This is a genomic window from Bacillus sp. BACIII (assembly GCF_057836745.1).
This window is the reverse complement of sequence record NZ_CM174437.1, coordinates 1,587,402-1,611,795: the sequence shown is the minus strand read 5'-3', so window position 1 is coordinate 1,611,795 and position 24,394 is coordinate 1,587,402. Positions and strand designations below refer to the sequence as shown.

At 45.8% G+C, this 24,394-nt stretch carries 24 protein-coding genes and 1 pseudogene; 17 read left to right on the top strand and 8 right to left on the bottom strand.

Annotated elements, in window-relative coordinates; translation table 11 throughout:
* Nucleotides 1-11 precede the first annotated feature (11 nt).
* From yknW to lepB, 8 genes are all read left to right on the top strand, one after another.
* Complete coding sequence (gene yknW / locus ACXN9U_RS07465) at nucleotides 12-710, top strand: YknW family membrane protein (RefSeq protein WP_489202381.1); 699 nt, start codon at nucleotides 12-14, stop codon at nucleotides 708-710.
* A gap of 1 nt (nucleotide 711) precedes the next feature.
* On the top strand, nucleotides 712-1,848 hold the full coding sequence (locus tag ACXN9U_RS07460) for an efflux RND transporter periplasmic adaptor subunit (protein WP_438421817.1): 1,137 nt from the start codon (nucleotides 712-714) through the stop codon (nucleotides 1,846-1,848).
* The gene (locus ACXN9U_RS07455; RefSeq protein WP_438421818.1) at nucleotides 1,849-2,541 is read left to right on the top strand and encodes an ABC transporter ATP-binding protein; all 693 of its coding nucleotides are present in this window, start codon (nucleotides 1,849-1,851) and stop codon (nucleotides 2,539-2,541) included.
* Nucleotides 2,538-3,731, top strand: coding sequence for an ABC transporter permease (locus tag ACXN9U_RS07450; RefSeq protein ID WP_045926920.1), 1,194 nt, complete (start codon nucleotides 2,538-2,540; stop codon nucleotides 3,729-3,731). The genes ACXN9U_RS07455 and ACXN9U_RS07450 overlap by 4 nt, the downstream gene beginning before the upstream one ends.
* A gap of 284 nt (nucleotides 3,732-4,015) precedes the next feature.
* Entirely contained in the window at nucleotides 4,016-4,771 is a 756-nt protein-coding gene (locus tag ACXN9U_RS07445; protein WP_060962899.1) for a DeoR/GlpR family DNA-binding transcription regulator, read from the top strand.
* Entirely contained in the window at nucleotides 4,768-5,679 is a 912-nt protein-coding gene (pfkB, locus tag ACXN9U_RS07440; RefSeq protein WP_016936279.1) for a 1-phosphofructokinase, read from the top strand. The genes ACXN9U_RS07445 and pfkB overlap by 4 nt, the downstream gene beginning before the upstream one ends.
* 14 nt (nucleotides 5,680-5,693) lie before the next feature.
* Complete coding sequence (locus ACXN9U_RS07435; RefSeq protein ID WP_489202380.1) at nucleotides 5,694-7,598, top strand: PTS fructose transporter subunit IIABC; 1,905 nt, start codon at nucleotides 5,694-5,696, stop codon at nucleotides 7,596-7,598.
* Between the two features lie 94 nt (nucleotides 7,599-7,692).
* On the top strand, nucleotides 7,693-8,310 hold the full coding sequence (gene lepB / locus ACXN9U_RS07430; protein ID WP_489202379.1) for a signal peptidase I: 618 nt from the start codon (nucleotides 7,693-7,695) through the stop codon (nucleotides 8,308-8,310).
* A gap of 37 nt (nucleotides 8,311-8,347) precedes the next feature.
* Here the strand turns inward: lepB and ACXN9U_RS07425 are convergent, their stop codons facing one another.
* Nucleotides 8,348-8,617, bottom strand: coding sequence for a hypothetical protein (locus ACXN9U_RS07425; RefSeq protein ID WP_015239771.1), 270 nt, complete (start codon nucleotides 8,615-8,617; stop codon nucleotides 8,348-8,350).
* Nucleotides 8,618-8,780: 163 nt separating this feature from the next.
* On the opposite strand from ACXN9U_RS07425, the pseudogene ACXN9U_RS07420 reads away from it, so the two are divergent.
* Together ACXN9U_RS07420 and ACXN9U_RS07415 are read left to right on the top strand one after the other, a co-directional pair.
* Nucleotides 8,781-10,401 (top strand): annotated as a pseudogene (locus ACXN9U_RS07420) (ABC-F family ATP-binding cassette domain-containing protein).
* A 111-nt stretch (nucleotides 10,402-10,512) separates the two neighbouring features.
* Nucleotides 10,513-11,421: a ketopantoate reductase family protein gene (locus ACXN9U_RS07415; protein WP_489202378.1), complete on the top strand. Its 909-nt coding sequence runs from the start codon at nucleotides 10,513-10,515 to the stop codon at nucleotides 11,419-11,421.
* Nucleotides 11,422-11,450: 29 nt separating this feature from the next.
* Here ACXN9U_RS07415 and ACXN9U_RS07410 read toward each other — a convergent pair whose 3' ends face one another.
* The 3 genes from ACXN9U_RS07410 to mreBH form a co-directional block, all read right to left on the bottom strand.
* Entirely contained in the window at nucleotides 11,451-12,683 is a 1,233-nt protein-coding gene (locus ACXN9U_RS07410; protein ID WP_060962896.1) for an aminopeptidase, read from the bottom strand.
* A gap of 100 nt (nucleotides 12,684-12,783) precedes the next feature.
* Nucleotides 12,784-12,918 (bottom strand): protein YkpC, encoded by a 135-nt coding sequence (locus ACXN9U_RS07405; RefSeq protein ID WP_101605501.1) that lies wholly within the window; start codon nucleotides 12,916-12,918, stop codon nucleotides 12,784-12,786.
* Between the two features lie 71 nt (nucleotides 12,919-12,989).
* The gene (gene mreBH, locus ACXN9U_RS07400) at nucleotides 12,990-13,997 is read right to left on the bottom strand and encodes a cell shape-determining protein MreBH (RefSeq protein WP_029575211.1); all 1,008 of its coding nucleotides are present in this window, start codon (nucleotides 13,995-13,997) and stop codon (nucleotides 12,990-12,992) included.
* 270 nt (nucleotides 13,998-14,267) lie between these two features.
* On the opposite strand from mreBH, the gene abhA reads away from it, so the two are divergent.
* From abhA to ade, 5 genes are all read left to right on the top strand, one after another.
* Nucleotides 14,268-14,552, top strand: coding sequence for a transcriptional regulator AbhA (gene abhA / locus ACXN9U_RS07395; protein WP_013352109.1), 285 nt, complete (start codon nucleotides 14,268-14,270; stop codon nucleotides 14,550-14,552).
* A gap of 171 nt (nucleotides 14,553-14,723) precedes the next feature.
* Nucleotides 14,724-16,028: an ATP-binding protein gene (locus ACXN9U_RS07390; protein WP_060962895.1), complete on the top strand. Its 1,305-nt coding sequence runs from the start codon at nucleotides 14,724-14,726 to the stop codon at nucleotides 16,026-16,028.
* Nucleotide 16,029: 1 nt separating this feature from the next.
* A complete protein-coding gene (locus ACXN9U_RS07385; RefSeq protein ID WP_082761601.1) occupies nucleotides 16,030-16,857 on the top strand; it encodes a gamma-glutamylcyclotransferase family protein in 828 nt (275 codons plus the stop codon).
* Between the two features lie 40 nt (nucleotides 16,858-16,897).
* The gene (gene ktrC, locus ACXN9U_RS07380) at nucleotides 16,898-17,563 is read left to right on the top strand and encodes a Ktr system potassium transporter KtrC (protein ID WP_003154554.1); all 666 of its coding nucleotides are present in this window, start codon (nucleotides 16,898-16,900) and stop codon (nucleotides 17,561-17,563) included.
* A gap of 149 nt (nucleotides 17,564-17,712) precedes the next feature.
* On the top strand, nucleotides 17,713-19,446 hold the full coding sequence (ade, locus tag ACXN9U_RS07375; protein WP_060962893.1) for an adenine deaminase: 1,734 nt from the start codon (nucleotides 17,713-17,715) through the stop codon (nucleotides 19,444-19,446).
* A gap of 33 nt (nucleotides 19,447-19,479) precedes the next feature.
* Here ade and rnjA read toward each other — a convergent pair whose 3' ends face one another.
* Both rnjA and ACXN9U_RS07365 read right to left on the bottom strand, forming a co-directional pair.
* Nucleotides 19,480-21,147 carry a ribonuclease J1 gene (gene rnjA, locus ACXN9U_RS07370; protein ID WP_029575210.1) on the bottom strand — a complete coding sequence of 556 codons (1,668 nt, stop codon included), beginning with the start codon at nucleotides 21,145-21,147 and terminating at the stop codon, nucleotides 19,480-19,482.
* Between the two features lie 5 nt (nucleotides 21,148-21,152).
* Nucleotides 21,153-21,362, bottom strand: coding sequence for a DNA-dependent RNA polymerase subunit epsilon (locus ACXN9U_RS07365; RefSeq protein ID WP_060962892.1), 210 nt, complete (start codon nucleotides 21,360-21,362; stop codon nucleotides 21,153-21,155).
* 353 nt (nucleotides 21,363-21,715) lie between these two features.
* Between ACXN9U_RS07365 and ACXN9U_RS07360 the strand changes: the two genes are divergently transcribed.
* Nucleotides 21,716-22,489 (top strand): Cof-type HAD-IIB family hydrolase, encoded by a 774-nt coding sequence (locus ACXN9U_RS07360; protein ID WP_060962891.1) that lies wholly within the window; start codon nucleotides 21,716-21,718, stop codon nucleotides 22,487-22,489.
* A 34-nt stretch (nucleotides 22,490-22,523) separates the two neighbouring features.
* Here ACXN9U_RS07360 and def read toward each other — a convergent pair whose 3' ends face one another.
* On the bottom strand, nucleotides 22,524-23,078 hold the full coding sequence (gene def / locus ACXN9U_RS07355; protein ID WP_489202377.1) for a peptide deformylase: 555 nt from the start codon (nucleotides 23,076-23,078) through the stop codon (nucleotides 22,524-22,526).
* Between the two features lie 112 nt (nucleotides 23,079-23,190).
* A complete protein-coding gene (locus ACXN9U_RS07350) occupies nucleotides 23,191-23,367 on the bottom strand; it encodes a YjcZ family sporulation protein (RefSeq protein ID WP_060962889.1) in 177 nt (58 codons plus the stop codon).
* A gap of 252 nt (nucleotides 23,368-23,619) precedes the next feature.
* Here ACXN9U_RS07350 and ACXN9U_RS07345 point away from each other — a divergent pair, with 252 nt between their 5' ends.
* Nucleotides 23,620-24,258 carry a YkyA family protein gene (locus ACXN9U_RS07345; protein WP_060965044.1) on the top strand — a complete coding sequence of 213 codons (639 nt, stop codon included), beginning with the start codon at nucleotides 23,620-23,622 and terminating at the stop codon, nucleotides 24,256-24,258.
* Nucleotides 24,259-24,394: the final 136 nt, after the last annotated feature.

The following is a 24,394-nucleotide window of genomic DNA, read 5'->3' as shown; positions in this document are numbered from 1 at the left end:
GCATCAGCAATATGGAACCAAATCTGGAAAAAAACAATACGGCAGTAACGGAAAAGCCGTCAATTTTCGGCGTCATTACAAGTCCTGTTGTGCAGTTTAAAAGATTAAGAGAACACCCGGTCATCGGCATTCCTCTCCTGATTGTCATCATTCTCATCGCGGCGGGGAGTATTTTGCGCGGGCTCGGAATGAATTATGAAGAACTGCTGAACAGCTCATCTCTTGACGGATTGACCGATGATCAGGTTGAAATGACCAAAACCATCGCGAAATTCGGCTCGATTTTCGGAGGGATTTTCGGAGGCATTATCGCTCTCTTTATCGTTCCGCTTATTTATTGGCTGTGCGTCAAAATTTCAGGCGGCGTGACAACTTATAAAAAAATGCTCTCACTCGGCCTCTTTACTGCATTTATTACTAACATCGGCTTAGTCATTAACGGACTTGTCATTTATTTTACCGGTGCGGGCTCACTGTACCCTGTCACATCTTTGGCGAGTGTCATACCGGCCGGAGACGGCGTATCGGTCTTTTTAAGCGCGATCGATATTTTCAGCATCTGGAGCTATATTCTGCTCGCGTTAGGTCTGCGCTATACCGGCGGCATTTCTAAAAAAGCAGGCTGGATTTCCGCAATTGTCCTGTTTGTTATTATGCTTTTGGTATCGGCAGTCGGGGGACTGTTAAATTCAGTGGCAGCAGGTGTATAACATGAAAAAACTTTGGATCGGAATCGGCATCGCAGTCATTGTTGCAGTATTCATCAGTATCAATATTTATAAGTCGGCCGCTCCCGCGGGCGGCAGCGCCGGGGAAAAAGTTGATACCGGGACTATGGAAAAAAGAGAAATCTCATCTGCGGTCATGGTTCCGGGAACACTTAAATTCTCCAAAGAACAGTATGTTTTTTATGAAGCGGATAAAGGAACCCTTGATAAAGTAAAAGTAAAAGAAGGCGACAAAGTAAAAAAAGGGTCGTCGCTAGTCACGTATACAAACGAACAGCTCAACCTTGATAAAGAGCAAAATGAGTTGACAGAACAATCAAAACGGCTGCAAATCGAACAAATTCAAGAAAAACTACAAGCCTTAAACAGTAAAGAAAAAGATTTGGCAAAACAAGCGGGAGAAGCGGAAGCCAAAAAACAGATTGAATCCGAACGGACTGATCTGCAGCTTCAGCAAAAAACGGCTGAAATTGAATTAAAGCAATCTGACCTGCAAAAGCAATCTCTTGAAAACCAGGTGGCGAATCTCAATGTCAAGAGTGAGATGGACGGAACGGTTATCTCGGTAAATCAAGAAGCCGCTTCTAAAAAATCGGATATTCAAGAACCGGTAATACATATAGGCGACCCGGAACACCTGATCGTTGCCGGCAATTTGTCTGAATACGACACACTGAAAGTGAAAAAGGGACAAAGCGTTACAATTACATCAGACGCCATTCCGGATAAAACATGGAAGGGAAGAGTGACGGCTGTCGGTCTCGTTCCGGAACAAAAGTCAGGAGCTGCTTCGGGTGAAAGCACGGAACAAGCCGTGCAGTATCCGTTTCAGGTCAAGCTGATCGGAAAGCTTCCGGAGGGCAAACCGGGGTTTAAACTCATTATGAACATTGAAACCGACAAGCGGAAAGCCGATACGCTGCCGTCCTCCGCAGTCAAAAAAGACGGAGATGAGCACTGGGTCTTTACGGTAAAAGACGGGAAGGCCAAACGCGTGAAAGTCAAAGTCGGCGACACCTCGAATCAGTTAACGGAGATAAAAGAGGGACTTTCAAAGAATGATAAAGTCATTCTGAATCCGGCTGACGGTTTGACTGACGGAACGGATGTGAAAGCATAGATGATTCAGCTTTCAAAGGTGAAAAAAAGCTATCAGATCGGCAAGGAAACGTTTGATGTCCTCCGTTCAATCGACCTGACGATTGAACAAGGGGAATATGTATCCATTATGGGACCGTCGGGATCAGGTAAATCTACGATTATGAATATCATCGGCTGTCTGGACAGACCGACATCAGGCAGTTACAGACTTGCGGGAGAAGATGTATCTTCATGCACGGAAAAAGAGCTTGCGGCGGTCCGGAACAAATCAATCGGATTTGTTTTTCAGCAATTTCAGCTGCTGCCGCGATTGAATGCAAGAAAAAATGTCGAACTTCCCATGATTTACGCAGGTATCGGCAAAAAAGAGCGTGAGGAACGGGCCGAATATGCGCTGGAAAAAGTCGGCTTAGCGGATCGGATGCTTCACATGCCGAATGAGCTGTCCGGCGGCCAAAAGCAGCGTGTCGCGATTGCAAGAGCCATCGTTAACGAACCGAAGCTTATCTTGGCTGATGAGCCGACCGGCGCGCTGGATACGAAAACAAGCATTTCCATTATGGAGCAGTTCACAGAGCTTAATGCAGAGGGCGTGACCGTGGTGCTTGTCACACATGAGCCTGAAGTGGCGGATTGTACAAACAGAGTGATCTTCGTCCGTGACGGCAGTATCGTTTCCCGCGATTCTGAGCAGAGGAGAGTGGGGGAATGAGCCTGTTAGAAAATCTCCGGATGGCTCTCAGCTCCGTCAGAGCTCACAAGATGAGATCGATTCTGACGATGCTCGGCATCATTATCGGCGTCGGTTCAGTAATCGTTGTTGTGGCTGTCGGCCAGGGCGGAGAGCAAATGCTGAAGCAATCCATCAGCGGGCCGGGCAATACAATTGAATTGTATTATCTGCCGAGCGATGAAGAATTAACAGCCAATCCGAACGCTTTGCAGCAAGCGAGTTTTACAGAAGAAGATATTAATGGATTAAAAGGAGTGGACGGCGTAAAGCAGGTTGTCGCTTCCGCTGTAAAATCAATGACGGCCCGTTATCATGAAGAAGAAACGGACATTACGCTGAATGGCATTAACAGCGGCTACACGGACGTAAAAAAGCTGGACGTTCAGGATGGGCGGACATTTACGGATAACGATTTCCTTTCCGGGAAAAGAGCGGGCATCATCTCGAAAAAAATGGCTGAAAAGCTGTTCGGGAAAACATCTCCGCTTGGAAAAATCGTCTGGGCCGGCGGACAGCCCGTAGAAGTAATCGGTGTATTAAAAGAAGAGAGCGGGTTTTTATCATTAGGGCTCAGTGAAATGTATGTCCCGTTCAACATGCTGAAAACGTCTTTCGGCACAAATGACTACAGCAACGTTTCGATTCAGACGGAATCCGCTGATCAAATCAAAACAACAGGTAAAGAAGCGGCCCGCCTCTTAAATGACAATCACGGCACAAAAGAGGCCTATCAAGTCATGAATATGGAAGAAATCGCCGCGGGCATCGGTCAGGTCACGACCGTCATGACGACAATCATCGGTTCGATCGCCGGTATTTCTCTCGTCGTCGGCGGAATCGGGGTCATGAATATTATGCTCGTATCAGTAACGGAACGGACAAGAGAAATCGGCATCCGCAAATCGCTCGGTGCCACGAGAGGCCAGATTCTGACACAATTCTTAATTGAATCCGTTGTGCTTACTTTAATCGGCGGCTTAATCGGAATCGGTCTCGGCTACGGGGGAGCATCACTCGTTTCCCTTATCGCGGGCTGGCCGTCGCTCGTTTCCTGGCAGGTGGTTTGTATCGGCGTGCTGTTCAGTATGCTGATCGGTGTCATCTTCGGCATGCTGCCGGCCAACAAAGCATCCCGCTTAGATCCGATTGAAGCTTTACGGTATGAATAGTGAAACGTCCCCATGCAGTCCGCATGGGGTTTTTTCTGTGTTTTAAAGATTGAATGAATATAATAGACTTTTTTCATTTATGATAAAAAGAAATGTCGTACAATTGTCCCCCTTTTTGTCGAATTTACAGTTTACAAACCCTATGTACATACGTTAATATGAACAAATGTGAAAGATTTTGATAGTTATTGAATGAATTTGAGTGATTTTAGTTGCTCGAAGTAAAAAAAGCGTTTACAATAATCTTGTAGGTGAAATGAATACGTTTTCAAAGGAGGCGGAATATGCTCACTCCTGAAAGGTATCAGCTGATCCTTGATCAGATTGAAAAGCGTGACGTGGTAAAGATTCAAGAGCTGATAAGCATGACAAACGCTTCTGAATCAACAATCAGAAGGGATTTATCAACGCTTGAAGAGCGCGGGTTTTTAAAGCGCGTTCACGGCGGGGCATCTAAGCTTTCCAACAGCCGGCAAGAACCCGATATGCTTGAAAAATCCTCCAAAAACCTTCAAGATAAGCTGAAGATTGCAGAAAAAGCGGCATCTTTATTAGAAGAAGGTGACTGTATTTATCTTGATGCGGGAACAACTGCATTGCACATGATTGATTTTATAGATCAAACAAAGGACATTGTGGTTGTGACAAACGGAGTTATGCATATCGACGCTTTAATAAGGAAAGGGATCCCCTTTTATCTTCTCGGAGGATATGTGAAGCATCGAACAGGTGCGATGATCGGCGGCGCCTCATTAACAGCAGTCAGCCAGTACCGGTTTGACAAAAGCTTTCTCGGAGTGAACGGCGTGCACATTGAAGCCGGTTTTACAACACCCGATCCGGATGAGGCTCTTCTGAAGACAAAGGCTGTGAGACAGGCGAAAAACGCGTATGTTTTAGCCGACCCTTCCAAATTCGGCGAGATTTCTTTCGCAGCGTTCGCCGCTTTGGGCGATGCCGTTATCATTACCACTGAAGCTGAAGAACTTGCATTCGATAATTACCAAGAAAAAACTGTCGTAAAGGTAGTGAAATCATGATTTACACTGTAACCCTCAATCCGTCTGTTGACTATATCGTTCACGTTGAAGATTTTGCCGTAGGCGGTTTAAACCGTTCCAGCTATGACACGAAGTACCCCGGCGGGAAAGGCATTAACGTTTCGAGATTACTGAAAAGACACCATGTGCCGTCAAAAGCATTGGGGTTTGTCGGCGGATTTACCGGAAATTATATCACGTCATTTTTGCAGCAGGAAGGTCTGGAAACGGCTTTTTCTGAGGTGGATGAAGACACGCGTATAAATGTAAAACTGAAAACAGGCGATGAAACGGAAATTAACGGTCAGGGCCCGACGATTTCAGACGAAGTGTTCAGTGCCTTTTTAGAACAGTTCTCCGCTCTGAAAGAAGGAGACATCGTCGTTTTAGCGGGAAGCATCCCATCGTCTCTTCCGCATAACACGTATGAAAAAATTGCTGAGGCATGCAGAAAGCAGAATGCCCGGGTAGTGGTAGACATCTCCGGTGAAGCGCTGATGAAAGCGACAGAAATGAAACCGTTTTTGATGAAGCCGAACCATCACGAGCTTGGCGAAATGTTCAATACGGTCATTGACTCAGCCGAAGCAGCCGTTCCGTACGGCAAAAAATTAATTGAACAAGGCGCTGAACATGCGATTGTTTCGATGGCTGGCGACGGTGCGCTTTTATTTACGAAAGAGGCGGTTTTCCTCGCTAATGTTCCTAAAGGAAAGCTGGTCAATTCGGTAGGCGCGGGTGATTCCGTTGTCGCGGGATTCCTTGCGGGAATCTCAAAACAGCTGCCTTTGGAAGACGCGTTCCGTCTAGGTGTTGCTTCCGGAAGCGCGACGGCGTTTTCTGAGGAGCTCGGAACTGAAGAGTTTGTACAGCAGCTTCTTCCTGAAGTTAAAGTCACACGTCTATAGAGGAGGAAAGAAAAGTGAAGATAACTGAGCTGTTAACAAGAGATACAATTCATCTCAATATAGAAAGCAAAGAGAAAGAAAACGTTATCGATGAAATGGTGACAGTGCTTGACAAAGCCGGCAGATTAAATGACAGAGAGGCTTACAAAGCAGCCATTTTAAATCGTGAAAGCCAAAGCTCGACGGGAATCGGCGAAGGCATTGCCATTCCTCACGCGAAGACGGCGAGCGTCATTAACCCGGCCATCGCATTCGGACGTTCAAAAGAAGGTGTGTATTATGAATCATTAGACGGCCAGCCGGCACACCTGGTCTTTATGATTGCGGCAACCGAAGGAGCAAACAATACGCACCTTGAAGCATTATCAAGACTTTCAACGCTTCTCATGCGTGAAGAAATCCGCAAACAGCTTCTTGAGGCTGAATCAGAAGATGCGATCATTGACATCATCAATCAGCATGACAAAGATGACGATGAGGAAGAAGAAGAGCAGGAAGAACAGGCAGCGCCGTCCGGAAAGGGCAAAATTCTTGCGGTTACTGCATGTCCGACAGGTATCGCCCATACATTCATGGCTGCTGACGCACTGAAAGAAAAAGCGAAAGAGCTCGGCGTCGACATTAAAGTAGAGACAAACGGCTCAAGCGGAATCAAGCATAAGCTGACGGCTCAGGAAATTGAAGATGCGCCTGCGATTATCGTAGCGGCTGATAAACAGGTTGAAATGGAGCGCTTTAAAGGCAAACATGTTCTTCAAGTGCCCGTAACGGCCGGTATCAGACGTCCTCAAGAACTGATTGAAAAAGCCGTTAATCAAGATGCCCCGATTTACGAAGGCAGCGGCGGAGGATCTGCCTCTTCTAATGAAGACGGCCCGAAACAGAAATCAGGCACAAGCATCGGAAGCACTTTCTATAAACACTTAATGAGCGGTGTCAGCAACATGCTGCCATTTGTCGTCGGCGGCGGAATCCTCGTGGCGATTTCATTCTTCTGGGGAATTCATTCAGCTGATCCGAAAGATCCGACATACAACACGTTTGCTGCAGCGCTGAACTTTATCGGCGGCGATAATGCGTTAAAACTGATTGTTGCCGTTCTTGCCGGATTCATCGCAATGAGTATTGCGGACCGTCCGGGATTTGCGCCGGGTATGGTCGGCGGATTTATGGCTACGCAGGCGAATGCCGGATTCTTGGGCGGACTGATTGCCGGATTCTTAGCCGGTTATGTCGTAGTCCTGCTGAAAAAGCTGTTTGTCTTTATTCCTCAGACTCTTGACGGATTAAAACCTGTATTGATTTATCCGCTGCTCGGTATTTTTATCACCGGTGTCCTGATGCAGTTTGTCATTAACACACCTGTAGCAGCGTTTATGAATTTCTTAACAAATTGGCTTGAAAGCCTTGGAACCGGAAACCTTGTCTTAATGGGGATTATTTTAGGCGGTATGATGGCTATCGACATGGGCGGCCCGCTCAATAAAGCGGCGTTCACTTTCGGTATTGCGATGATCGGCGCCGGAAACTATGCCCCGCACGCAGCCATCATGGCGGGCGGAATGGCTCCGCCGCTTGGAATTGCACTGGCGACAACATTCTTTAAACATAAATTCTCTAAACGTGACCGTGAAGCCGGTATTACGTGCTACTTCATGGGAGCTGCTTTCGTTACAGAAGGCGCCATCCCGTTTGCAGCGGCTGATCCGCTTCGCGTCATCCCTGCAGCCGTTATCGGTTCCGCGGTAGCGGGCGGACTGACAGAGTTTTTCCGGGTAACACTCCCTGCACCGCACGGAGGAATATTCGTTGCATTCATTACGAACCATCCGCTGCTTTACTTAATGAGCATCGTGATCGGAGCGGTTGTAACAGCGGTTATCTTGGGAATCGTCAAAAAACCGGTAGTAGAGAAATAAACAAAAAGCGTCCTTTACGGGCGCTTTTTTCAATCATATGCGCATAGAAGCGTTATGTATTTTGTGATGAGTTGTGATAAAGTAAAGATAGTACATGAACCGTAACAGTGATCGTCTAGGAGGAACCACGTTGACTGAAGAACAAAAACCTACTTCTGAAAAATCGGTAAAAAGAAAATCCAACACGTATTGGGAATGGGGAAAGGCCATCATTATAGCGGTCGCTCTTGCGCTTTTAATCCGCCATTTCCTGTTTGAACCGTACTTAGTGGAAGGATCATCAATGTACCCGACATTACATGACGGTGAAAGGCTGTTTGTCAACAAAAGCGTCAATTATATCGGAGAAATCGAGCGGGGGGATATCGTCATTATTAACGGCGATACATCGAAAGTCCATTATGTAAAGCGGCTTATCGGAAAACCCGGGGAAACGGTGGAAATGAAAAATGACACGCTTTATATAAACGACAAAAAAATCGATGAACCGTACCTCGCGAGCAATAAAAAAGAAGCGAAAAAACTGGGAGTCAACCTGACGGGAGATTTCGGCCCCGTAAAGGTTCCGAAAGGCAAATACTTCGTCATGGGCGACAATCGGCTGAACTCAATGGACAGCCGGAACGGACTCGGTTTAATTGCCGAAAAACGGATCGTTGGCACCTCGAAGTTTGTGTTCTTCCCGTTTCATGATATGCGTCAGACAAAATAAAAACGCCGCGCTGCCCGATTCGGACGGCCGGCGTTTTTCATTTGGCAAACGAGGCGGCGATGGCGATGAACATTACCGTGGCCAGCACTGATCCGACAATGGCCAGAACGCTGAAAAAAAGATTCACCTGCTGCTTCTCTTTGCCGCGTTTTTCAAGCATCCGTTTTGAAAAGAGATGCGAAAACGTGTAAATGAGGGCGATTCCGACGTACAAGCCGATGTCACGTGCGGTAAAGCCTGTGACGGCCAGAAAAACCCCGGTAAAGAAAATCATAAGACAATATTCTGTGAGTGTTAAAAGCTTCAACTTGTTCCTCCGTGATGAATATGTATATATATCTATTGTATCACAGGGCTTCGGGTTTGGCGCTTGCGTCTTTTCAAAACCCTTATATTCGCAGGGAAACATTTCTCTTCCCCTTTATTCATGGTATACTTTTATTGATGTTAGACACGATGGAGGATTATAAATGATTGCTGTAAATAATGTGAGCTTGCGTTTTGCGGATCGCAAGTTATTTGAAGATGTCAATATTAAATTTACGCCGGGCAATTGCTACGGATTAATAGGCGCAAACGGTGCCGGAAAATCAACATTCTTGAAAATTTTATCCGGTGAACTGGAGCCTCAGACCGGCGATGTCCATATGAGCCCGGGCGAACGCCTTGCCATTCTGAAGCAGAACCATTTTGAATATGAAGATTACGAAGTTCTGAAAGTCGTCATTATGGGACATAAACGTTTATACGAAGTCATGCAGGAAAAAGACGCGATTTATATGAAACCGGATTTTTCTGATGAAGACGGCATCCGCGCCGCTGAGCTTGAAGGAGAGTTTGCGGAATTAAACGGATGGGAAGCTGAAAGTGAAGCCGCTATTTTGTTAAAGGGTCTGGGCATCTCTGAAGACCTGCATACGAAGAAAATGGCGGACTTAGGCGGTTCTGAAAAGGTGAAAGTGCTTTTGGCGCAGGCGCTGTTCGGCAAGCCGGATGTTCTGCTGCTTGATGAACCGACGAACCACTTGGATCTGAAAGCGATTCAGTGGCTGGAAGAGTTTCTGATCAACTTTGAGAACACAGTCATCGTCGTATCCCATGACCGTCACTTTTTAAATAAAGTGTGCACGCACATCGCCGATCTTGATTTTAATAAAATTCAAGTGTATGTCGGCAACTATGATTTCTGGTATGAATCCAGCCAGCTTGCTTTAAAGCTTTCTCAGGAAGCCAATAAGAAAAAAGAAGAGCAGATTAAACAGCTTCAGGAGTTCGTGGCCAGATTCAGCGCCAACGCCTCTAAATCAAAGCAGGCGACATCAAGAAAGAAACTCCTTGATAAAATTACGCTTGATGATATCAAACCGTCATCACGCCGTTATCCTTACGTCAATTTCACGCCGGAACGCGAGATCGGAAATGACGTGCTGCGGGTAGAAGGCTTAACGAAAACGATTGACGGCGTTAAAGTGCTTGATAACGTCAGCTTTATTATGAACAGAGAAGACAAAATCGCGTTTACGGGCCGCAATGAGCTTGCCGTTACGACATTGTTCAAAATCATTTCCGGGGAAATGGAAGCTGACAGCGGCACATTCAAATGGGGCGTCACCACTTCTCAGGCGTACTTCCCGAAAGACAACAGCGAATATTTCGACGGTAGCGATGCGAACCTTGTAGACTGGCTCCGCCAATACTCGCCGCATGACCAAAGCGAAAGCTTTCTGCGCGGCTTCTTAGGACGCATGCTGTTCTTCTGGGGAAGAAGTCAACAAAAAATCAAACGTTCTTTCCGGAGGAGAAAAAGTACGCTGCATGCTTTCAAAAGCGATGCTTTCCGGCGCGAACATTTTAATTCTGGATGAACCGACAAACCACTTAGACCTGGAATCCATTACGGCGCTTAACAACGGTTTAATCAGCTTTAAAGGCGCTATGCTGTTTTCATCTCATGACCATCAGTTTGTACAGACAATTGCCAACCGCATCATTGAATTAACGCCTAAAGGCATCGTTGACAAACAAATGTCTTATGACGAATTTCTTGAAAATGCGGATGTGCAGAAAAAGCTTGAAGAGCTATACGCGTAATAAAAAAGCAGAGGAGACTCTGCTTTTTATTTGCGGGAAAAGTTTTCAATCTTCTGACTTCCCGTTACAATAAAGGAACATATGAATTGAAAAGAGACGGAGGAATGCATCATGAAGTTTTTAGTTGTCGGAGCAGGGGGAGTGGGCGGATATATCGGCGCACGTCTTGCAGAGAAGGGAAATGACGTTACGTTTCTCGTCCGTCAGAAGCGGGCGGAACAATTAAAAGAGACGGGATTGACCGTCAAAAGTGCAAATGGTGATGTTTCAATCAAGCCGAAAATAATCATGGCGGGCGAAGAAGGAGAGTTTGACGCCGTTATCATCGCATCAAAAGCGTATTCTTTACAGGATGTTATTCGAGATGTCAAACCGTTTGTCAAACCTTCGTCGGTCATTATTCCTTTTTTAAACGGGTACAGGCACTATAACGAGCTGTTCGAAGCTTTTTCAAAACGGCAGGTGTTAGGAGGCCTCTGCTTTATTGAGAGCGCTCTTAACGAAAAAGGGGACATTCTTCATACGAGCGCTGCCCACCGCTTTGTGTTCGGTGAATGGAGCGGGGAACGCACAGAACGTATAAATGAGCTGGAAAAAGCGTTTGCGGGTGTGAAAGCGGATGTCATCATCAGCCGGGATATTGAAAAGGATATTTGGAAAAAGTACATGTTCATTACCGCGCAGGCGGGAGTGACCACTTTGTTTCAACAGCCGGTCGGACCGATTTTAGATACAGAAGGCGGCCGCAATACGGCAAAGCGTCTTTTTGCAGAAATCGGAGCCATTTTCAAGGCTGCGGGCATTCCGAAGGACGCTGACCTTGAAGAAGAGAGTTATCGTACGTTGACAAGCATGTCTTATCACATGAAATCGTCGATGCTGAGAGACATGGAAAAGGGCCGGGTGACAGAAGGTGATCATTTACACGGTTTTCTGCTTGAGAAAGCGAAAGGCTTGTCAGTTGATACCCCTGTTTTGGAAACTGTCTTTGCCAACCTGCAAATGTATGAAGCAAAATAAAAAAGGAGGCCGAAGCGCCTCCTTTTTTATTAAAATGCCCAGTTTCCGTTTCTGAAGATCGGTTCTCTTTTGCCGTCAGCGGTAATCCCGTCGATATTCATATCTTTGGAGCCGACCATGAAATCTACGTGCGTAATGCTTTCATTTAAGCCCTCTTTGACAAGCTCTTCCCGTGTCATTTGCTTGCCGCCTTCGATATTAAAGGCATACGCGCTGCCGATCGCCAAGTGGTTTGATGCGTTTTCATCGTACAGTGTGTTGTAAAATAAAATATTCGATGTTGAAATCGGTGAATCGTACGGCACTAAGGCCACTTCTCCGAGATAATGCGAGCCTTCATCGGTTTCGACGATGCCTTTTAAAATCTCCTCGCCTTTTTCAGCTTTCACATCAACAATGCGGCCGTTTTCAAAGGTAAGTGTAAAGTTATCAATAATGTTGCCGCCGTAGCTCAGCGGTTTCGTGCTGGAAACCGTGCCGTTCACCCCATCACGCTGCGGAAGAGTGAAAACCTCTTCTGTCGGCATGTTGGCCATGAATTCGTTCCCGTTCTCATTCACGCTTCCCGCACCCGCCCATACATGTTTTTTCGGCAATTCAATGGTTAAGTCTGTTCCTTCAGCTTGATAGTGCAGGGCGCTGTAATGTTTTTTATTCAGGTGTTCCACTTTCTCATGAAGGTTTTGGTCATGTTTTTTCCATGCTTCCACTGGGTTTTCTTCATTTACGCGGGTCGTTTTGAAAATTTCTTCCCATAAAAGCTGAACGGCTGTTTCTTCCGGCCGATCCGGGAACACTTTTTTCGCCCAGCCTGTTGAAGCGGCTCCGATCACCGTCCAGCTGACCTTATCTGATTGAATATATTGTCTGTATGTATGCAATGCTTTTCCGGCGGCTTTTTGGAACGCTGCAATCCGTTTCCCGTCAGTGCCTTTTAACAGGTCGGGGTCGGATGAGACGACAGAAATAAACGCAGCTCCTTTTTTCGCGAGCTCTTCTTTGCCTTTCGCTTCCCATTCAGGATATTCTTCAAACGCTTCAAACGGAGCCATTTCGTATTTTAATCTGGACAATTCATCGTCCTGCCAATTTACGGTGACGTTTTTTGCGCCTTTTTCATACGAATGTTTGGCCAGCAGTCTGACAAGTTCCCGGACATCGGTTGAGGCATTGATGACGACATGCTGTCCTTTTTGGACATTGACGCCGACTTCTACCGCCAGCCGAGCATATGTATTTAACTTTTCAGTAAACGAACTCATCGTTCATTCCTCCTCATCGGTTTTTCTCATCATATCAAATATCGCCTCATAAAGAAAAGAAAGGAGCGCAAATGAAAAAGACACAGCCTTTGCTGCGTCTTTACGGATGATTCAGTTTTACGGTGCTGCCGGCCGGAGAATGGGGCATATTGGCCAGCGAAATGCTCATACCCCCCAAGATAATTCCGCTTAAAATGACAGCTACCGCTATGCGTCTTCCCACATCTCTAAGCATATGCTTCCTCCTTAATGTTTCTCCAGTTCTCACAATATGAGCCGGCCGGAGAAAAAAGAAGCACAATCTTATTATTTAATCGCTTTTTGCAGCTTGTCGATGACGTCTAACGAACGCCCCGTGCCGATAGCCACTGATTCAAGCGGATTTGCGGCCAAATGAACGGGAACGACGATTTCTTCTGTCAGCCATTCTTTCATCCCGTTTAAAAGCGAACCCCCGCCGGTTAACACGACGCCGCGGTCAACGATGTCCCCGCTTAGTTCCGGCGGACAATCTTCAAGAGTCGCTCTGATGGCTTCAAGAATATGTAGGAGCGATTCACGCATCGCGTGCTGAATTTCATTAGACTGCAGTCTGATCGTCTTCGGCAGACCGGTTACGAGGTCACGGCCGCGGATTTCCATCGTTTCCGGCACATGTTCAATCAATGCAAAACCGATTTCCATTTTCACTTGTTCTGCCGTACGTTCTCCGATCAGCAGGTTGTATTTTTTTCTGACGAACGAAGCGATATCTTCATCAAGCTGGTCGCCGCCGATTCTGATAGAGTGGCAGGACACGACGCCTCCGAATGAGATGATGGCGACTTCAGTCGTACCGCCTCCGATATCCACGACGACGTTTGCGACCGGCTCGTCAACCGGCAGGTCGGCTCCGATTGCAGCTGCTACGGGTTCTTCAATTAAGTGAACGTTTTTTGCTCCGCAGTTTTTGACAGCGTCACTGATGGCGCGGCGTTCAACGGCTGTTGATCCTGAAGGCGTGCAGACGACGACATTCGGTTTGCGGAAGGTCATCCCGATTTTTTTTCCGGCTTTTTTCATAATGTGTTTTAATAAGTCAGTTGTCATATCATAATCAGCAATGACACCGTCTTTCATCGGCCGTACGGCGACGATTTTCCCCGGCGTCTTTCCGATCATGTTTTTGGCATCCGTTCCGATGGCAAGCACCGCTTTCGTTGTTGTATCTACAGCGACAACGGAAGGCTCGTTTAAAATAATTCCTTTATTTTTACTGTAAACAAGTATATTAGCGGTTCCTAAGTCGATTCCGATCTCAGTTGATTGAAACATATTTTCACCCAATCCCTATCCTGATTTAATTGATTCTACATTTAAAGTTTCTGAGAAAAACCACGATTTTTGGGGGTTTCCGCCGGGAATGAAATGTTTTTGTAAAAAAGGAGGGAAAGTCTGTATCCCGTATTTCAAAAAGGCTTTCTTCTGTAAAAAAACATTCATTACCGGATGCGGAGAAACTTTTGCTCCGTTACTTTCGTCTACGTTTATGAAGGATTTTCCTTGGACATATATAAGAGACATTAAAGGAAGTAGGGGATTTCTATGAAATCAATTGGTGTAGTAAGAAAAGTAGACGAACTAGGGCGTATTGTCATGCCGATTGAATTGAGAAGAGCATTGGATATCGCTATTAAAGATAGTATTGAATTTTTTGTTGACGGAGACAAAATTGTCTTGAAAAAATACAAACCGCACGGCATTTGCTTAATGACCGGAGAAATTACCCCCGACAATCAGGAATACGGCAACGGTAAAATCATCTTAAGCCCTGAAGGAGCGAAAATGCTGCTTGAGGAAATCGAGGAAGCGTTAAAAGATAAATCATAATGATAAAAAGGGCGGAGCGTCATTCCGTCCTTTTATTATGAACTTGTGCAAAAACTCACGGTAAAATCAAGCAAACCTGCTCAAATAATTGGGAATAGTTATCATTTTTTAGTCAATAATGCGGTCAACAATGTTACAATATATGTAGAAATGCTAGCGGCAGGTGGGACTATGGGAAAATATCAAGCGCGTATCATTTCATTAATCTTGGCAATGATTTTTATTATGTTTTGGGATTATTTATTTTACATAATTGAGCGGAATCCGATTAACTGGCCTGTTGATATCACCTTTACCGCCGTCACGTTAATCAGCGTCTGGCTGCTGGCTTATTATGTAGATCATAAAAAGCAGCTGCTGGCGGAGCTGAAGGACAGCGAGCAGAAAGCAAAGGCGCTTTCAGATGAGAAAAACCGGATCATGGACAATCTGCAGGAAATTGTTTTTCAGACGGATTCACAAGGGAATATTACATATTTGAATCAAGCTTGGACGGCGATTACGGGCTATTCCATCAGCGAATGTATGGGCACGATGTATAATGATTATTTTATAAAAGAGAAGCATATCATTGATTATATTATCTCCCAAATTAAGCAGCTGTCCCCGTCAGGAATGTTCACGGCTAAATATATTAAAAAAGACGGCACTATCTTTTGGGGAGAAGTTCATTATAAGCTGTATTATGACCGCAGACAGAAATTTGTCGGAAGCCTGGGGACGATGTCTGATATCAGTGAACGGAAAAAAGCGGTTGATGAGCTTCTGGAAACGAATGAACGGCTTGCCATGCAATCTCAAAAGCTGGCTATCGCCGGTGAACTTGCGGCAGGAATCGCCCATGAAGTAAGAAATCCTTTAACATCAGTCAGCGGCTTTCTTCAGCTGATGAAAGCTCAGTATCCGGAACGAACGGATTATTTCGATATTATTTTTTCGGAAATTAAAAGGATAGATCTTGTGCTGGGAGAGCTGCTACTGCTCGCCAAGCCGCAGACCGTGACGTTTACCGCCCATCATCTCAACCATATTTTAAGGCAGGTGGCGACGCTTCTTGACACAAACGCAGTGCTGTCAAACACTGTGATTGAGAAGGATTTCAGGCAGACTGAGTCCTGTATGGTCAACGGTGACGAAAACCAGCTGAAACAGGTATTTATCAATATTATTAAAAATGCGATTGAGGCGATGCCTGACGGCGGGAATATTCATATTTACACAAAACGGGATGAAGAATACGCGGTGATCAGCATACAGGATGAAGGAAACGGCATGTCAAAAGAAAAGCTTAAAAACATCGGGAAACCGTTTTTCTCGACAAAAGATCAGGGGACAGGCCTCGGCCTTCCGATTTGTTTACGAATTCTCAAGGAGCATAATGGTAAACTTAACATTAAGAGCAAAAATGGAGAAGGCAGTACGTTTCAGGTATTTCTGCCGTTAGAAGCGGATGCTGTCCAAAAGGAGGAAAAATAACTTGCTTCTTTTTGTATACGGTTTGTTACGGAAGCGTGAAGAAAATCATGAGCTGCTGAAAGGCGCTCCGTGTGTGTGCGAGCAGGCCGCGATAAACGGCGTGCTGTATAAAACAGAAAAAGGCCAGCCCGCGGCGTCTTTAGCAGAAACAGCTTTTGTATACGGAGAATTGTATGAAACAGATCATCAGATGATCCGTAAGCTGGATGCGCATTATGCCGATTTTGACCGGGAGGAAGTCGCTGTGACGACGGATCTCGGGAATAAAACGGCCTTCGCATATGTCGTAAAGCCCGAGCAGTGTGCTTCATTCAGCCGGATCAAAAGCGGAGACTGGAAAGAATATCGTTTTATGAAACGGGAGGATGACAGCCCGGTTTATTATTTCGCTTACGGTTCATGTATGGATAATGCCCGTTTTAAACAGGCGGGGGTCGATCACTTTTTCGCCGAGCCGGTCGGAGGGGCGGTTGTTAAAGGGTATTCGACGAGATTCACGTTAAGGCGTCCTGACGGTTCCAGAGCCGATCTTGTTGAAGACGGCGGCCGTACTGAAGGCGTGCTGTACAAGCTCCCGTTTGAAGCGGCAACCTATCTGTATAAAAGGGAAGGTGTTGATAGCCATACATATCGTCCCGCGTTCATAGAAGTGAATGCCGGCGGCCGTATATACAGGGGCTGCCTGACGTTTCTTGTGCTTGATAAAGCTGAGGAAATTGCGCCTCCGGGTCACTATCAGGAAGAAATCGAACGCGGAGCAGACCTGTATTTATCGCCCGCCTTTTCAGAAAAGCTCAAACGCCATATGAACTCATTGCCGAAAATGTGATACTATTCCTATTAGAGATATTGTTTAAAGGAGTACTGTTATGAGAAAAGAGTTTGCCGTTATCGGTCTCGGACGCTTCGGCGGGAGTATTTGCAAAGCATTAAGTGAAGAAGGCCTTGAAGTCATGGCAATGGATATTGATGAAGATAAAGTAAATGAATATGCCAAAATCGCATCACACGCCGTCATCGGCGATTCAACCGATGAATCGGTGCTGAAAAATCTGGGGCTGCGCAATTTTGACCACGTTATTGTGGCAATCGGCGAAAATATACAGGCGAGCATTTTAACGACGCTGATCTTAAAGGAACTCGGCGTGAACACGATCACGGTCAAAGCGCAGAACGACTATCATGAAAAAGTGCTTGCGAAAATCGGGGCCGACCACATCGTCCACCCTGAACGTGACATGGCAAAACGCATTGCCCACAACATCGTATCAAATAATGTGCTTGATTATTTAGAGCTGTCTGACGAACACAGCATCGTGGAGATCGTAGCCAACAGCAGGCTTGCGGGCAACACACTGCTTGATCTGGACATACGCGCGAAGTACGGCATTAACATCGTGGCCATCAAGAGAGAAAAAGAAGTAATCGTATCTCCGCTGGCGACTGAAATGATCCAAAAAGAAGATATTCTCATCGTTATCGGCTCTCTTACGGACATTTCCCGATTTGAAAAAAGAGTGCTTCATACAAAGTGAAAAGCCGTCCGTAAAAGGACGGCCTTTTTTATATGTCAGAATAGAAAGACATTTATCGTGTAAGCGGTATATTCTGCAGTTTTTATTGACTATGATCAGGCGATCCGATAGCATATTGTACCATATAAAGAAAAAGAGGAGGCCTCATTTTGAACAAAGAAACACTGGCTGAACGGCTGAATGCATCGGCCGGCCGACAAAAAGCCGATACCGTCATTAAAAACGGAAAAATCATGGATGTATTTAACCAGGAATGGATTTCTGCAGATATCGCCATTACGGACGGAGTGATCGTCGGGTTGGGCGAGTATGAAGGGGAAGAAGTCATTGATGCAGAAGGCCAAATGATCGTTCCGGGCTTTATTGACGGACATGTTCATATCGAGTCCTCTATGGTTACTCCGATTGAATTTGCAAAAGCAGTCCTCCCTCACGGAGTGACGACTGTCATTACTGATCCTCACGAAATCGCGAACGTTTCCGGGGCAAAAGGCATTTCATTTATGATAGAGCAGGCGAAAAAAGCGCCGCTGAACATCCGTTTCATGCTTCCTTCCTGTGTTCCGGCCGCAAGCTTTGAACGCTCGGGAGCCGTATTAAAAGCCAAAGATTTAAAGCCTTTTTATCAGGAAAAAGAGGTGCTTGGACTGGCGGAAGTAATGGACTACGTGTCTGTTGCCGAAGGTGAAGAGGATATGCTTCAGAAACTGCTTGACGCCAAGCTTCACGGAAAACGGATTGACGGACATTTAGCCGGCCTGTCTTCAGATATCATCAATATATACAGAACCGCGTTAGTGTCAAATGATCATGAAGTGACGACAAAAGAAGAGGCGCTGGACAGAATCCGGCGGGGAATGTATGTCATGCTGCGCGAAGGATCGGTGGCCAAAAATACGCTTAATGTGCTGCCGGCGGTGAACGAAAAAAATGCGCGCCGCTTCTTCTTTTGTACGGATGATAAACATGTAGACGATCTGCTTTCAGAAGGAAGTGTGAACCACCAAGTCAAAATGGCAATAAAAGCGGGACTTGATCCATTCCTTGCGTATCAGCTCGCCAGCTTAAATGCGGCCGAGTGCTACGGCCTTGAAACAAAAGGCGCGGTGGCACCGGGTTTTGACGCGGATCTCTTGTTTATTTCAGATTTACGGGAGGCTGCCGTCACAAAGACCTTGGTCGCCGGCCGGACCGTTGCCGAGAACGGCTGCCCGGTTTATGAGCAGTCCGCCGGCTCTTATTCTCAGGATCAGGCGCTGTTAGATACAGTACGGCTGAAAGCGCCGCTGACTGAATCAGATTTTCGCATGCCGATTCAAGAGGGCAGGCTGATGAATGTAATCGAAATTATACCAAATCATTTAGAGACGAGGAAAAGAGAAGTCCCTGCACCGTCTGCCGGCACATTTTGCCCTGATACAGAAAATGATTTATTAAAAATCGCCGTCGTTGAACGCCACAGCGGAGAAAAAATGATAGGTCTCGGGATTGTACAAGGGTTCGGGTTAAAAGAAGGCGCCATTGCCACAACCATTTCTCACGATTCCCATAACATCATCGCTGTCGGTACAAACGATGCCGATTTGGCAAAAGCAATCAACAGACTGCGTGACACCGGAGGAGGGCTGACAGCCGTGAAAAACGGAGAATTGCTTCACTCTGTCCCGCTTCCGATCGCCGGGCTTTTGTCTGATAAGTCTGCGGAATGGGTGAATGACAGCCTGGGCGTGCTTCATGAAAAGCTTCCTTTGCTCGGATTCACCGGTAATTTCAATCCGTTTCTTACATTATCGTTTTTAGCGCTTCCGGTGATTCCGGATATTAAAATGACGGCAGCCGGTCTGTTTGATGTCAAAGCCTTTCAGCATATTCCGCTGCAATAAAAAAACTGCACTCATCACGAGTGCAGTTTTTTTTTAGACCTCCATAATGATCGGAAGGATCATCGGACGGCGTTTTGTTTTTTCATATAGGAACGGAGCGAGCGTGTCGGTAATTTCGTTTTTAATTTCGGACCACTGCGTTGTTTTCCGATCCATTACTTTCTCAAGATGGTTCGAAATGAGCTGCTGTGCGTCGTTGATTAAATCACCGGATTCTCTCATGTATACAAAACCTCTTGAAATTAAATCAGGTCCTGCCGATACTTTAAAGTCGTCCATGTTGATGCTGACAACAACGATAACAAGGCCTTCTTCTGAAAGAATGCGGCGGTCGCGGAGCACGATATTGCCGATGTCACCGATTCCGCTTCCGTCAATGTACACGGAACCGGACGGGATTTTGCCTGCCACAGCGGCTTCTTCGCCTTTGAGCGCCAGCACTTCGCCATTGTCCATGATAAAGCAGTTTTCTTCAGGAATGCCGCAATCAGTCGCGAGTTTGACGTGCATTTTCTGCATTCTGTATTCCCCGTGAATCGGCATGAAGAACTTCGGTTTAATCAGACGGAGCATTAATTTTTGTTCTTCCTGTCCGCCGTGTCCGGATGTATGGATGTCATTCAGCGAACCGTGAATGACTTCTGCGCCCGCACGGTACAACTGGTTGATGGTGCGGCTTACGCTGATTGTGTTTCCGGGAATCGGAGAAGAAGAAAAGACAACCGTATCTCCGGGATTAATGGATATCTGACGGTGCGTGCCGTTAGCGATGCGTGATAGCGCCGCCATCGGTTCACCTTGGCTGCCCGTACATAAAATCGTTACTTTATTGGCGGGTATACGATTGATTTCGTTATGCTCAATAAACGTATTTTTAGGGCAGCTGATGTAACCGAGAGTCTGTCCAATCTCAATAGCCGATTCCATACTGCGTCCGAATACGGCAACTTTTCTGCCGTTTAAAACGGCAGCTTCAATCACTTGCTGAAGACGGTGTATGTTCGAAGCGAATGTCGCAAATATAATTCTGCCGTCCACTTTTCGGAAAATATCGTGAATGCTTTCGCCTACACGGCGTTCTGACATGGTGAAATCGGGCACCTCACTGTTCGTGCTGTCAGAAAGCAGGCACAAAACACCTTCTTTCCCGATTTCGGCCATCTTTGTCAAGTTTGCCGGCTCGCCTACCGGTGTGAAATCGAACTTAAAGTCCCCGGTATGTACGATATTGCCCGGCGGTGTTTTGACGACGATTCCGTATGAATCCGGAATGCTGTGTGTCGTTCTGAAGAAGGATACAGACGTCTTCCGGAACTTAACGATGTCGTCTTCACCGATGATGTTTAATTTTGTCTGTCTTAACAGCCCGTGCTCTTCAAGTTTATTCCGAAGTAAGCCGATCGCGAGTTTACCGCCGTAAACGGGAATATTTACTTGTCTGAGCAGGTACGGAATACCGCCGATATGGTCTTCGTGACCGTGGGTGATAAACAGACCTTTAATTTTGTCTTCGTTTTTTACTAAATACGTGTAATCGGGGATTACGTAATCAATGCCGAGAAGTTCATCTTCAGGAAACTTAATTCCCGCATCAATCAGTACAATTTCATCCTGAAACTGCACCCCGTACGTATTTTTCCCGATCTCGCCCAATCCGCCGAGGGCAAAAACGGCAGTCTGGTCATTTTTTACAAATTTCATTCCGCTCATAACTCCAATACTTTAAAATTTTCGCTCTGCTTCTCATATTCTAAAAAAGCACCGTCCACAGGCTGAACAAATTCAATGTTGTATTTCTTATCTTTCAGTTTCGTTCTGACGTCCCGTTCTGAAACGCCCTCAATGTAAAGTGAATCTGTTTTTTCCCGAACAGGTACTTCGTCAGCCTTCTTTTGATAAAATACCTTATAAATCATCCAAATCTCTCCTTAAATGCCGTATGTTAGACTCGCTTATTCTATTATATTCGAAAACGGATTATAAGGAAAGTCTCGAGCAAAAAAGGGACTTTCAAAAACCGAAAGATCCCTTCTACGCGATGACTTTTTTCCGGAGCATTCCGCCCCACTGTCTTCTGAGTTTCTTCCGTAATCGGCGCAGCATCATATACCTCCTTTAAAGCCCTTTATAGCAGTAGTATGCGGCAAAACCGGATTTGTTTTCGTGGGTAAAATTGGAATTTCATCAAGGCTGTTTGCCGGAAGAAAAACTTTCTGTATGATGATATTGAACAAGACACGACTGATAACGGGATAAAGGAGAAATTGACATGAAACCAAAACTGATCTTTTTTGATATTGACGGCACGATCTATGACCATGATAAACATATCCCCGATAGCGCAAGAAACGCCGTGGCGGCGCTTCAAGAGGCCGGCCATCACGTTTTTATCGCCAGCGGGCGGTCTCCGTTTATGGTAAAACCGATTCTGGAAGAGCTGGAGATTGAATCATTTATTTCATACAACGGCCAGTTTGTCGTGTTTGAAGGCAATGTTATTTATAAAAATCCGCTGCCGGAAGATGCGGTCGCGCGTTTATTAAAGCAGGCGGCGGAAGGGGAGCACCCCGTCGTATTCATGGCGGAAGACACGATGAAAACGACCGTTCCGGGACATCCGCACGTCTCGGAAGGAATCGGCAGTCTGAAAGCGCCTTATCCCGAAGTTGATGAAACATTTTATAAAGGAAAAGATATTTATCAGCTGCTTTTATTCTGCCGCGGACATGAAGAAAAAGCATACGCTGCTTTTCCGGAGTTTGATTATGTCCGCTGGCATGAACTGTCAACGGATGTGCTTCCGAAGGGCGGTTCAAAAGCGGAAGGCATTAAAAGAGTGCTTGAGCGCCTTCCGTACAGCATAAGCGACACTTATGCCTTCGGAGACGGACTAAATGATCTTGAGATGATCCGTTTTGTCGGTACCGGGGTGGCGATGGGAAATGCAGTTCCGGAATTAAAGGATGCCGCTGATTTCGTCACAAAGCCGGTTGATGAAGAGGGAATCATCTGGGCTGTCAAAGAACTGGGGCTTTTGAAATGAAGAAAACCGGCACTTCAAGAAGTGCCGGTTCTTTTTAACGGTCAATAGCAATGGCGTTTTCAGGTTCTTTTAATGGATTTTCCTGATCGATATGATCGTAAAACATCACACCGTTCAAATGGTCGATTTCATGCTGGAACACGATGGCCGGAAAACCTTTGAGGCGGATGTCAATCTGTTCCCCTTCAAGCGTCGTCGCCTTTACTCGGATGCGTGCGAAGCGCGGCACATAGCCGGGAATGGGTTCGTCTACTGACAGGCAGCCTTCTCCGCTCGTCAAGTAGCTTTTTTCCACTGAGTGGCTGACGATTTTAGGATTGAAAAGGGCATAGCTGTATAAAGTGCCTTTCGCATCTTCAGCATGAACGGCGATCATCCGTTTTTTTACGTCTATTTGAGGAGCGGCAAGACCGACTCCGGGACGAAGGTTGTATTTCTCGGCTAATTCAGGATTTTGGCTGTTTTTCACAAACTCAATCATATCAGCAAGTTGCTGTTTTTCTTCGTCAGAAGCGGGAAGCCGGACCTCTTCAGCGATCTCTCTGAGCACGGGATGTCCGTCGCGGACAATATTTTCCATAGTAATCAAGAAACTTCACTCCTAAAGCTTAATATGTAAATTATAGCGAACTTCCTTATCGCGGCGCAACGAAACAATTGGCCGGCCATAGCAGGCCGGCCGATGTTCATGGTGTATAAGGTCAGCAGCCGCAGCCTAAATAAGCGGCACCGACGATGATTAATAAGATAAACAATACGACGATTAATGCGAATGTGCGGCCGTAACCGCCTCCGCAGCCATATCCGTATCCGCCGCCATAACCGTATCCGCCGCAGCAACCGCCGCCAAATCCGCCGCCAAATCCATATCCGTACATAAAAAAACCTCCTCTTTTAATTACGCTGACCCTTTTCAGCAGGGCCGGCGTCTACTATAAACTATGTAAAAGCCAAAAAGATGTATGGTCATCCGCCCTGTTTTCTCAATTTTTTACGCAAGTACGCTCTCGCGGCGCCATGAATGTCTTTTCCCAAAAATTCCGGGAATACCAATTACAGCTCAGCTATTGTCAAAAGGCGTTCGGGCTTCTATAGTGGAAATTGTCAAGATTGGGGGATTTTAAGTGAATATGTTACAAAAAAAGATGCTGGCGGGAATCGGAGCGCTCGCCGCCGCAAGTATGCTGCTTGCAGGCTGCGGGGGGAAAGACCCGGTTGAAACGATTCATGATTCGATGGAAAAAGCCGTACAGGCGGAAAAACCGTTTCAAAAAGAGCAGAAAACATTAGAAAAATTGGAGAAAAAAGAGCATCAGCTATACGACAGCGCGGTTAAGTTGAATATGGATGATTACCAGAAAATTGTCACACTGTCTGATCAGGCTCTGAGCAATGCAAATCAGCGAAAAAAACATCTGAAAGCAGAAAAAGACAGTATTGATGATTCAAAAAAAGCGTTTGAATCCGCAAAAAAAACTTCTCAAGAAATAAAGGATAAGAAAGTAAAAGAAAAAGCCGGGCATGCTGTCGCTTTAATGGGGAAAAGGTATGCATCTTATGATCTTTTGTACAAAAAGTACGAAAAAGCCATTTCACTTGATCAGGACCTTTATAAACTGATAAAAGATAAAAAGCTCACATTAGCGCAGCTGGAAGAGCAAATCAGCAAAGTAAACTCAGTTTACGAAAAGGTGCATAAACAAGCAGATGAGTTCAATCAATATACTAAAGACTACAACAAAGAGAAAGAACTATTATTCCGCAAATAGTATAGTGAAGGCAAATCGGCATGGGCTGATGAACTGATAACAACCGAGTTCAGCCGCCTGTAAAAAGGCGGCTGAAGAATTGGTATTTACGTGTGTTTCCCATTGACAACAAGTAAATCATGGTATAGGATTTATT